We start from the raw sequence: 11,129 nt of genomic DNA, 5'->3' as shown, positions 1-11,129 counted from the left end.
GCCCCCAATCCACCGACCCCGTTCCCGCCTTCTGCGTCGCCACCGACACACCACCCGACACAAGAGCCCCAGCACCCGCCATCAGAGCAAGACCAACAGGACCACCCACCCCCGTACACATCAACGCAATCCCGGCGAGCACCGCAACACCCGCAAGGAGGTACTCCTTGTTCTCCCACGCCCACCGATTCGCATCCACGACGAACCGGCCGACATCGGCGAACGCACCATTGTTCCCATCCCGATACGCACGCAACTCCGCATCGGTCACCGGCCGCAGACCCAACGGATCAAGCGCATGCAACGGATCGTTACCCGCGTATGAATACGGATTACCCGACCAACCCGAACCGACGACCGGCTCCAGCGGATCAGTCGACAAGAAGCCGCGCGTCGCCGGGTCGTACACCCGATGGCCCAACCACTCCAGGCCCGCCACCGCGACTCCACCGCCGGCAGCGAGCGAGAGCTCGGACGGCAGTGTGGAGTCCTCGGTGGCTGGGAGGTCCCACGGATTCGTCGGCAGCGTCGGGCGCTGCGCCCTCCACCCGGCACTCACCCAGCGCTCACCGATGCCCGTGACACCGCCGGGAGTCGCCAGAACGGGAAGGGGCCCGACCGAGTGCAGGGACGGAACGGCATCGGCGCTGTCCCACCGCAGCTCCGTGGAACCCACTCGGGCCAGTTCACCGAGCGCATCGACGTGGAGAGACACCACAGACGTGGAGCCATCCGCCCGCCGGTCCTCGATGGATTCCAGCCGCCCGGAACGCGACCAGGCGAAGCTGCGTGCAGAGCCGTCCGAGCCGAGTGCGCCCGTGCGTCGGCCGAGCCCGTCGTACTGGTATTCGGTTACCGTCCCGTCGGCGTCCGTCATCGTTCGCAGCTGACCGGCGATGTCGTACGAACGGCTGCTCATCCTCCCCGCCGTGCTTTCTGCGATCGGCCGGCCGCAGGCGTCGTACGCCCAGGAGGAGACGACGTCTCCGCTCGCCTCCACAAGCTGGCACGCCTGGTCGTAGCGGTACTCCACCGTCCCGTCGCCGCTGCGCACCCTGGAGAGTCGTCCTTCGCCGTCGCGATCGAGAGCGGTGACGCGCCCACCCTCGACGTGCTCAACGAGGAAGCCGTCGCGGTACTGCCACGTCTGTCGGCCACCACCGGCGGACGACGACGCGATCCGCCCGGCGGCGTCGTACGAGAACTCGGCTCGACCGACCAGCGGGTGCTCGATCGCAGTGATCCTGCCCGCGAGATCCCTTTCATAGCGCGTCGCAGCACCCTCGGGCCCGATCGTGGCAGAGCGGGTACCGTCGGCGTTGTACTCCCAGGCGAGTCCGTCACCGTCCCGTCGCCGGTGAAGGAGTCGGCCGGCGCGGTCCCATTCCAGCGTGTGCACGACCGGCTCGCTCGCTGTGTGGTCCGTGATCGTCAATCGACGATGGTGTGGATCACGGTCGATCTCGCAGTGCAGCACTCCGTCGATGTGACCACTCTTCTCGCGGCCGAAGGCGTCGAAGCGCCAGTCCCACCGGTGCCCGTCCGGGGTCTCCTGCCACGCCCATCGACCAGCGGCGTCGTAGCCGCCGGTCGTCCTGCGGCCCAGCGGATCGACGGTCGCGACCTCGCGATCGGCCGCGTCGTACTCGCGCCGAGTCACTCCACCGGCCGGATCGACGATCGTCACCAGGCGACCCCGCTGGTCGTAGTCGTACCGCGTCACTCCCCCGACACCGTTGACTGCCTCGACCAGCTGACCGGCGGCGTCGTAGCGGAACCGGCGCACACCGTACCGCGAATCGCGTGTCCCGATGAGCCGACCGGCAGCGTCGTAGCGATACCGCGAAGTCCCCTCGCCGGGAACCCGGCGAAGGACGACCCGCCCGATCGCGTCGTACTCCACCGTGGTGACGCCGCCTGCAGGGTCGACTCGACGAACCATCCGGCCGTCGGCGTCGTACTCCAGGCGCGTCCGGCCTCCTACCGGGTCCACGATCCCGGAGAGACGCCCACAGGCGTCGTACTCGAGGCTCGTGCTCGCGCCCGTCGGCGACACCTGTTCGACGACCCGGCCAGCCGCGTCGCGGTGGAGCGCGGTTGATCCGCCCTCCGCATCGACGAGCTCGACCGGCCGTCCGCAGCGGTCGTAGCTGGTCCTCGACTCCGAATCATCGGGTCCCTCCTCGGCGATCGGGCGGCCGAGCGGGTCGAATCGGACGCGCGAGTGAGTGGGTCCGTCACCGAGAGCGATGCACGTCGCCTGTATGACGAACGAGCGCCGAACCCCGGTCGGGTCGATCGTCGCGGTCAGCGCACCGGTAGCGTCGTATTCGCGGCGCCAGACACCGCCGGCCGGATCGGTCGTCGCCACAAGCCTTGTCACCGCGTCGTAGGCGAACCGCCAGGCGGCACCGTCCGGGAGGATCGCGGCAGCGACGTTCCCGAGATCGTCGAACTCTCGGCTGATGGAGCGGCCGAGCGGATCGATCGTCCGCGTCGTCTCGCCGTGCTCGCCGTACGTCAGCTCAGTACGCCCGCCGAGGGGGTCCACGGTTGCGACGAGGCGACCGACGGTATCCCGCTCGTACTGCCACGTCGATCCGCCGGCGTCGCGGCGGGAGATCAGCTGACCAGCGGGGTCGTACCGGAAGGATGTCCGTGCTCCGGAGGGTGAGACGGCGGCCGTCACTCGGCCGGTCTCGTCCCGTTCGAGACGCGCGGTACGTCCGTCGGCGTTGGTCGTCGCGACCAGGTCGCCGTACTCGTCGTGGGTCATCCGCAGCATCACACCGACGGGATCGACGACCTGGGTCAGCAGCCCGTCGCTCCACGTCAGTGCCGTGCGCCCGCCCTCCGGATCCACGATCAGGACAGGCTCGCGTGCCTCGTCGCTCCCGTACTCGTAGGAGGTGACGCTGTCGCCCGTCGAGACCGCGACCACCCGGTCACGGTCGTCATAGCTCAGCCGCACGTCCGCTCCGGAAGGAGTGCGCGTGCGGACACGGCGACCACGCTCGTCGTAGGCGTGGGCCGTGACGGCGCCGTCGCGCTCGACGACCGACAGGAGGTTCCCGTGAGCGTCGTAGCTCATCGACTGCCGACGGCCCTCGGAGTCGAGGACACCGACGAGGCGGCCTGCCGCGTCGGCGACCCAGGTGTTCGAGCGCGAGCCGTCCAGATCGGAAACGACGCTCGCGCGCCCGGAGAGGTAGGCGTAGCGGGTCGCTCGGCCGAACGGCGAGCGCTGGCTGCGCACCCGTCGTCGGGAGTCGTACTCGTTGACGACCTCCACGACTCCGCTCGCTGCGGTCACCGACTCGATCAGGCCCGCGTCGTTCCAGGAGTACCGTCGAATCCCCGCCGCTAGCGAGACCGACGCGAGCCGGTCCTCGTCGTAGCGGTACTCGGCGCGGCGACCGTCGGACGCGAGTGCGGCGACGACCAGATCGCCGCTCCACTCGAGGTCGATGCAGCGGCCGCGCGCGTGACGCAACCGGACCAGTCGTTCGTCGACGTACTCCGCCGTGATCCCCGTTCCCGGACCAGAATCGTGTGCGCGCCATCGCCCGGATGCGGAGAACTCGACGGTCGTCCCACGGGAGTCCGACACGACCAGCAGCCCGTCGCGGGCCTCGAGCCAGCAGTTCTCGCCGACCGCCCGAGCCCACCCTGCGCCCTCGCGGGGGAAGATGACCTCGCGACCATCGGGCATGACCCAGACGGCGCCCTCGTCCCCGAGACGGAGCCGCTGCTCCACAATCGAGGACCAGCCACGACCGAACGCGCCGATGCGCTCGTCAAGCGAGTTGTAGCTGCGCTCCAGCAGAAGCGTCGCGCAGCCACCGTCGAAGGTGAGATCGCGCTCGACCTCGAGGAAGTTCCCGGTGGCCGTGTTGACCGGGTCATCGGAGTACCCCGTGCTCGGCGGTGCACCGAAGGCCTGCGCCGGCGTGATCGTGAGGTCCCGTCGATCAGCGGGGATGCCGGCGGAGGCTAGCGCAACGGCCAGTGCGCTGTCGGCGACGTTCGAGACGACGCCTTCGCCACCCGCAGCAGCGAACGCATCGGCGACGGTACGCGCCCAGGCCGCGTCCTGGCGGTTCGCGGCCAGCCACTGCTCGGCACCACTCACCACACCGTCTGCCGAGAGTGCGCCCCAGCGGCACCGCTCGGCGAAGTCTGCGAGGCGTCCTCGCAGCACGGCGGTAGCGGTACCCAGCTCGTCGTCGAGGGCCGATGCCGACGTCGCGAAGGTGCGTAGGTCGTCGGGACGAGCGGCCGAGGTTCCGCCGCCGGTGCCACCGCCGCTGAGCGCCGGGACCTCCCGTGCGCCCGTGCTCGCCGATTCGACCGGGATCCGCGGCTCGTCCGCCGCCGGTCCCACGGGCGGATCGTCCGAGCCGAACAGCGCGTCCCCGGCACGTTCGAGGAGGTTGCGCGCGTCCTGTTCACGCTGCCACTCGCGCGCGATCTGTCGCCGCTTCTGCTCCTTGTGCGCCTCGCGCCGTAGTTGGCGCGCTCCCGAGGACACCTCCCGCAGGCGCTGCGCCAGCTCCTGCACGTCGGATGCCGCCACCCGCGCGTTGCTCTCGAACACCTGCGCAAACCGGCCGCGGAACTCCGCGAGCGCCGTCGTCACGAGCGATGAGCGCGAGCCCGCCTGTCCCACGAGCATCGACGCAGCCGCATCGAACGCTGAGATCAGCGCCTCCGCCGCCCCGTCGTCGAACGGGACGTCTTCCTCGATCGCACCCAGATGCATCTGTACCGCCGCCTCTCTAGAGAATGAAGGTCAGGAGACGTCCCGCCCCTGCGCACCGGAGCGCGTGGGGGCGGGACGACCGGTCAGCTCCCGCCGCCGGCGGCGAAGATGTTCTGCGAAATCGTCGCCAGCTGGCTGCGCAGCTCTTCGAGCTCCTGCTTGGCCTTCTCGAGGGCCGACTTCGTCTCCGGCCAGGTGGAGGACCGGAACTGCGACGCCAGCGGGCCGTCCCAGACGTTCGGGTCGGACAGCGTCCGTCCCTGCGCATCGAGCTGGCTGATCTGATCGGTCAGACCGCCGTTGACGATCGACTGGATCTGCTGGATCGCCGACTTCGCCTCTTCGGTCGAGAGAACACGTGACATGGACCACACCCTTCTTCCACTGCGAACGGGACCGTCCCGCCCGCTCCCCACTCCACCTCAGTGTTGTGAGGATACCTCGTCATCGTAGAAGGTTGCGAGTGGTGACGTGTGCTGGCGGCGTCCGTTCAGCCCCTCTGGCGCAAGATGCTGCCTCAATCGCGGGTCGTGATCGCGAAGGGGCTGCTCGCGAGGTCCGAGAAGGCGCCCACGCGGGCTCGCAGCTCGCAGGACGGGGTCACCGACAGGGCGGTCACGGTGAGCCCATCGGAGGACACGGCGACCGCGCCCCCGCAGCCGTCGCTGAAGCGCACCCCGCCCACTCCCCCGGCGATCGCGTCGAGCATGCTGCTCGCCGGCCCCGACGACGGGGTGACGAGCAGCGGATTCACGGGGTCCGCTCCACTGGGCCAGACCGGCACCAGCGTCACCGGCAGCGGCGTCTGGCTCACCGTCCGCGCGGGCGTCTGGATCCGCACATCCCGCAGGCGCTGCACCGGGTACGCCGTTCCGGCCACCGCGGAATCGGACACGGCCTGCGTCGTGGCGGACGCGGCCTCGGAGAGCCACGCGTCGAGGGCGCTCTGCTCGGCCACGGCGAGCGGCACGACCGCCGTCACCTCGACACTCCCCTGCGCCGGGACCTCCACATCCGTCAGGCTCCAGCCGCAGCGCGTTCCGACCCCGGTGACGCTCGGCTGATTGCGGACGGCTGTCGCCCCGGACCAGGTGACGGCGGGGCAGCCGTCCGCAGCATCGAGGCCCGGCAGCACCTCCAGGAGAGGACCGGAGAGAGGCGCGCTCTGCGCCGAGTAGGTGATCTCGACGACCACGGACCGCCTCGTCGCGTCCCAGGCGGCGGACCGCGTCACCCCGAGACCCGTGGGCAGCGGCCGGTCCTGCTGCCGAGCCGACAGTGCGGCGTCCGAAGCAGGTGCGTGCGCGTCGTCACCGCGCGGTTGGACGGCGATGACCACCGCGGCGACGAGCAGGACGACGGCTCCGGCGGCCGCGAGGATCATCCGAAGACCGCCACGCCGCCGCGCGGGAGCCGCGACCGTCGGCCGTTCCGACGCGCGCAGCTCCCGACGCGGCACGGAACGGAGCATCGTCGCCTGCGACGACGGACCGAGCTCGGGCGCCGGCCCCTCGTCGATCGGCTCCGGCTGCGTCGCCACCGCGACCCCGCGCAGGACCGTGCCCGGCCGGTCCGCCTCCTCGAACACCGGCACGCCCGACGCGAGCGGCAGCGCAGGCAGCCCGGCCAGCTCCGGGACGAGAGCGCGGAGGATCCCGGCCGCCTCCGGAGCCGTCGGCCGGGACAGCGGATCCTTCGCGAGCATCCGGTCGAGCAGCGACGCGAGCCGGGGCGGCAGGTCCAGCGGGGGCGGGAGCGTCGAGACGTGTCGGTACGCGACCGCGAAATCGGTGCCGAGGCCCGCGAAGGGAGTGCGGCCGCAGAGCAGCTCGTAGAGCAGCACGCCGGTCGAGTAGACGTCGCTCGGCGGTCCGGCCTCGCCGGTCGCGAGCATTTCGGGCGAGAGGTACTCGGGCGTCCCGATGATGCCCGTCGTCGCTCTCGGCCCCTCGGCGACGACATGGGCGATGCCGAAGTCGGACACGCGGACGGCGGAGCCGAGATCGGCCGACCCCTCGGCCAGCAGCACGTTGTCGGGCTTCACGTCGCGATGGACCGTGCCGATCGCGTGAGCCGCCGCGAGCCCGTCCAGAATCGAGGCGACCACCGGCAGAGCGCGCGCCGCGGGAAGCGGCCCCTCGAGCCGCAGCAGCTCCCGCAACGAGCCGCCGCCGACGAGCTCCATCACGATCGCGAGCGTCTCGCCCTCGACCACCAGATCGCGGACCTCCACGACGTTCGGGTGCCGCAGCCGGGTGAGCACCGACCGCTCCCGCACGAACCGCTCGACCAGCCCCGCATCGTGGGCGTGCTCTCGGCGGAGCAGCTTCGCCGCGAGGTCGGGGCCCTGAGCGTCACCAACCCGCCACACCTCGCCCGCTGCGCCCGACCCGATCCGCTCGAGCAGCCGGTAGCGGGCACCCAGGGCTACGCCGGGACTCACCGTCATACCGTCCCCCGATCCGAGCTTCCATCATCTTCGACTGGAAGCGTAGCGGGGATGTTCCGCTCGGGTCAGCGCTGGCGCGTCGGACGACCGCGGATCAGAAGCCCTCGCTGGCGCGCGGCAGGTAGTCGGCGCCCAACGCCGCCAGCTCGTCCGCGCTCAGCTCCAGCTCGAGGGACGCAACAGCGTCGTCGAGGTGCCGGAGCCTGGTGGCGCCCACGATCGGCGCGGTGACCGCCTCCTGCTGCCGCACCCAGGCGAGCGCCACTTGCGCTCGGGAGACGCCGCGCTCCTCGGCGATGCGTGCCACGGTCGCGACAGTCCGGCGATCGGCCTCCTCCTGCTGGCGGTAGAGGGTGCCGCCGAAGACGTCGCTCTCGGTACGCGCCGTCGTCGCGTCCCAGTCGCGGGTCAGGCGGCCGCGGGCGAGCGGCGACCACGGGATCACGCCCACCCCCTGATCGAGGCAGAACGGGTGCAGCTCGCGCTCGTCCTCGCGCTGGATCAGGTTGTACTGATCCTGCATCGAGACGAACCGCGTCCAGCCGCCGAGATCCGCGGTGTACTGCGCCTTGGCGAACTGCCAGGCCCACATACTCGACGCTCCGAGGTAGCGCACCTTGCCCGAGCGGACAACGTCGTGGAGCGTCTGCATCGTCTCCTCGATCGGCGTCTCCGGGTCCCAGCGGTGGATCTGGTAGAGGTCGATGTACTCGGTGCCGAGCCGACGCAGGCTGTCGTCGATCGCGCTGAGGATGTGACGCCGGGAGAGCCCGCCGCCGTTGGGGCCGGGGCGCATCCGCCCGTGCACCTTGGTCGCGATCACGACCTCCTCGCGGACGGCGAAGTCGGCGAGGGCCCGGCCAACGAACTCCTCGCTCGTGCCGTCGGAGTAGACATCCGCCGTGTCGAAGGTGGTGATGCCCCGTTCGAGTGCCCGCTGGAGGAACGGTCGCGACTCCTCCTCGCCCATGCTCCAGCCGTGCGCGCCGCGATCGGGCGCACCGAAGCTCATGCAGCCGACAACGATCGAGGAGACCTGCAGGCCGCTGGAGCCGAGTCGGATGGAGTCCATGCGTGTCGCTTCCGTGTCGATGGCGGGTCACTCCAAGCCTTGCACCCGCGAGCGGCGGCGCGCCAGCCGCTCCCCTAGGCGCCGGAATCGCGGCGGGTGAGGGCGACGACGCTCGGGAGGAACAGCGCGACGACGGCCACCACGGCCGGCGCCAGGAGGGCCCAGCCGATATCGGGGACCGCGTACTGGCCCTGGAATGCTCCGAGTGCGACGGCCATCAGCACCAGCTGCATCGTCAGGGCGGAGGCGCGCATCCAGCCGCGGCGGCGGACGGCGCCGAGCGTCGTCGCTGCGGCCCAGCCGACCGCGATCAGCGCGAGGACGACGATGGCGATCCCACCTCCCAGCGTGTCGGGCCTGGTCGTCAGCAGCTCCAGGATCAACCAGATCGCGACCGCGGCGACGGCGAGCGTCTCCAGAGCCAAGACTGCGATCAGCACGAGCAGACCAAGCGGTCTCAAGCCGCCCGAGCGGGGCTCGCGGGACCCGTTCGCGTCAGCGATCACAGCCACATCCCATCCAGGACTCTTGATTCGGGCTCATACCCGTGACAGGCTAGTCCAGTTCGTTTCACCGCTCACAGGGTCGTGGGTTTCCGCCGATGTGAACATCCGATCCCGCCGCGCCGTCAGGCGTGGGGGCGAACCGGATGATCAGCACTGGAGTCGGGTGGCCGGCGCAGTGCTCTCGCATCGCACCGAGTGCACCGGCAAGAACCGAGCGTCGTCTCGACCACCACCCGATTCACCCTGCGCTCGCGCGGGGCCTCGCGGCGTGCACCGGTGACGGCGCGACGATCGAGTACTGGTCGTGATCGTCGGCGTGAATCGATCATCCCACCCGAACACTGCGTGGTTCCTCTACGCACGCCTTCACACAAGGAGCATCCGCATGGACTGGCGCGACAAGGCCGCTTGCCTCACCGCAGACCCCGAGCTTTTCTTCCCCGTCGGTAACACCGGCCCGGCCGTCGACCAGATCGAGAAGGCGAAGTCGGTGTGCGGTCGTTGCACCGTCACCGAGGTCTGCCTCCAATACGCCCTCGAGACCGGTCAGGACTCGGGTGTGTGGGGCGGCCTCAGCGAGGACGAGCGCCGCGCCCTCAAGCGCCGCGCCGCCCGCGCCCGCCGCGCCTCCTAAACGCGCACCGGCCGCTCCCGGCTGGACGACCACGACCCCCGTCGCCTCACGGCAGCGGGGGTCTCGTCGTTTCCGGCTCAGGAGCGAGCGCGCTCCAGCCAGCGCAGCGGCACCTCGATAGTGACCTCGGTGCCGCGCCCGACCAGCGTGTGCCAGTCGATGGTGCCGCCGAGCTCGCCCTGGATCAGCGTGCGCACGATCTGCGTGCCCAGTCCCGAGCCGACCTTGCCCTCGGGCAGCCCGACGCCGGTGTCGCGAACCTTCACGGTCAGCTCGTCGTCGCTGCGCGAGGCCACGATCTCCACGTCACCCTCGCGACCGGCCAGGCCGTGCTCGACGGCGTTGGTGACCAGCTCGGTCAGGGCGAGTGCCAGCGGAGTCGCGTACTCGCTGGGCAGGTTGCCGAAGCTACCCGTGAGCTTGGGGTGCACCGTGGTGTTGTGGGTCGAGGCGACCTCGGCGATCAGCAGCAGCACCCGGTCGAAGACGGCGTCGAAGTCGACGTTCTGGTTCAGTCCCTCCGAGAGAGTGTCGTGCACGACCGCAATGGCGGCGACACGCCGCATCGCCTGGGTGAGCGCCTCCCGGGCCAGATCGGAGTGGGTGCGCCGTGCCTGAATCCGCAGCAGCGACGCGACGGTCTGCAGATTGTTCTTGACGCGGTGATGGATCTCCCGAATCGTCGCGTCCTTCGTGATGAGCTCCCGCTCCTGGTGGCGCAGCTCGGTGACATCGCGGCAGAGCACGACGGCGCCGACCCGCTCGCCGCGGTCCCGGATGGGGATCGCGCGCAGCGAGACCGTCACTCCGCGGGCCTCGATGTCGGTGCGCCACGGAGCCCGCCCGGTGACGACCAGCGGCAGGGACTCGTCGATAACGACCTTGCCCGCGATCAGCGTCGTGGTGACCTCGGCGAGCGACTCCCCCTCGAGCTCGTCGGCGAACCCGATGCGATTGAACGCTGAGAGGGCGTTGGGGCTCGCAAACGTGGTGATGCCGTCGACGTCCAGGCGGATCAGCCCGTCGGACGCTCGCGGGGCGCCGCGCCGCGGACCGGTCGGCGCCCCGAGGTCGGGGAAGTCCCCGGAGGCGATCATCGAGAAGAGATCGTTCGCGCAGTCGTTGAATGTCAACTCCTGACGGCTCGGAGTGCGCGTCTCGCTGAGGTTGGTGTGGCGCGTGACGACGGCGATCGGCTGGTCGGTGGTGCCGCTGTCGGAGGAGCTGAGCCGGCGCAGGACGGGGACGGCGCGCACCCGTGTGGGCGTCTCCTCGAACCAGTCCGGGGCGGAGGTGTCGACGATGCGCGCCGTCTCGAAGGCCTCGACGACCTGGGCGCGCCACTCCGACTTGATCCGCTGGCCGACGAAGTCGCGGTAGAACAGGGTCGCTGCGCTGGAGGGACGGGCGTGCGCGACCGCGACGAAGCTGTCCTCGGCGGTAGGGACCCAGAGCACGATGTCGGCGAAGGCCAGGTCGGCGAGCAGCTGCAGGTCGCCGACCAGCAGGTGCAGCCACTCGACATCCGCTTCGTCGGATCGGCCGTGGGAGAGGACGAGGTCACTGAGGGTCGACACCGGTCAAGCCTAGGGTGCGCTCGGTGCGCCGGCGCCGCGGGAGCACCGCACTGTCACCTGATGCGCCGGGTTATCCACAGTCTCGCCGGTAATACGCTATGAGCTTCCCTCGACTGCTTCGATGAGGGC

General features: G+C 70.4%; 7 protein-coding genes. 1 reads left to right on the top strand and 6 read right to left on the bottom strand.

Translation table 11 applies throughout. From position 1 onward, the window contains the following. The 5 genes from C5D07_RS08130 to C5D07_RS08110 all read right to left on the bottom strand — a co-directional run. Positions 1-4,762 (bottom strand): DUF6531 domain-containing protein (locus C5D07_RS08130; protein WP_104259087.1); only part of this gene is annotated, 4,762 nt, incomplete at its 3' end. Positions 4,763-4,845: 83 nt separating this feature from the next. Beyond that, entirely contained in the window at positions 4,846-5,127 is a 282-nt protein-coding gene (locus C5D07_RS08125) for a pyrophosphorylase (RefSeq protein WP_068212091.1), read from the bottom strand. Positions 5,128-5,279: 152 nt separating this feature from the next. Continuing rightward, entirely contained in the window at positions 5,280-7,205 is a 1,926-nt protein-coding gene (locus C5D07_RS08120) for a serine/threonine-protein kinase (RefSeq protein WP_249028200.1), read from the bottom strand. Between the two features lie 100 nt (positions 7,206-7,305). Beyond that, entirely contained in the window at positions 7,306-8,283 is a 978-nt protein-coding gene (locus C5D07_RS08115) for an aldo/keto reductase (RefSeq protein ID WP_104259085.1), read from the bottom strand. Positions 8,284-8,357: 74 nt separating this feature from the next. Then, positions 8,358-8,723, bottom strand: coding sequence for a hypothetical protein (locus C5D07_RS08110; RefSeq protein WP_237358160.1), 366 nt, complete (start codon positions 8,721-8,723; stop codon positions 8,358-8,360). Positions 8,724-9,174: 451 nt separating this feature from the next. Here C5D07_RS08110 and C5D07_RS08105 point away from each other — a divergent pair, with 451 nt between their 5' ends. Next, positions 9,175-9,423 (top strand): WhiB family transcriptional regulator, encoded by a 249-nt coding sequence (locus C5D07_RS08105; protein ID WP_068254363.1) that lies wholly within the window; start codon positions 9,175-9,177, stop codon positions 9,421-9,423. 77 nt (positions 9,424-9,500) lie between these two features. Here the strand turns inward: C5D07_RS08105 and C5D07_RS08100 are convergent, their stop codons facing one another. Further along, on the bottom strand, positions 9,501-11,000 hold the full coding sequence (locus C5D07_RS08100) for a sensor histidine kinase (RefSeq protein ID WP_068254365.1): 1,500 nt from the start codon (positions 10,998-11,000) through the stop codon (positions 9,501-9,503). Positions 11,001-11,129: the final 129 nt, after the last annotated feature.

This window comes from Rathayibacter tritici, assembly GCF_002932875.1.
Taxonomy (GTDB): Bacteria; Actinomycetota; Actinomycetes; order Actinomycetales; family Microbacteriaceae; genus Rathayibacter; species Rathayibacter tritici.
The sequence above is the reverse complement of the archived record's forward strand: the minus strand, read 5'-3'. Positions and strand labels throughout refer to the sequence as shown.

What these genes read in the sequence shown, in the direction of transcription:
- C5D07_RS08125 (WP_068212091.1), bottom strand. Translation starts at nt 5,127, where the DNA reads ATGTCACGTGTTCTCTCGACCGAAGAGGCGAAGTCGGCGATCCAGCAG.
- C5D07_RS08115 (WP_104259085.1), bottom strand. Translation starts at nt 8,283, where the DNA reads ATGGACTCCATCCGACTCGGCTCCAGCGGCCTGCAGGTCTCCTCGATC.
- C5D07_RS08105 (WP_068254363.1), top strand. Translation starts at nt 9,175, where the DNA reads ATGGACTGGCGCGACAAGGCCGCTTGCCTCACCGCAGACCCCGAGCTT.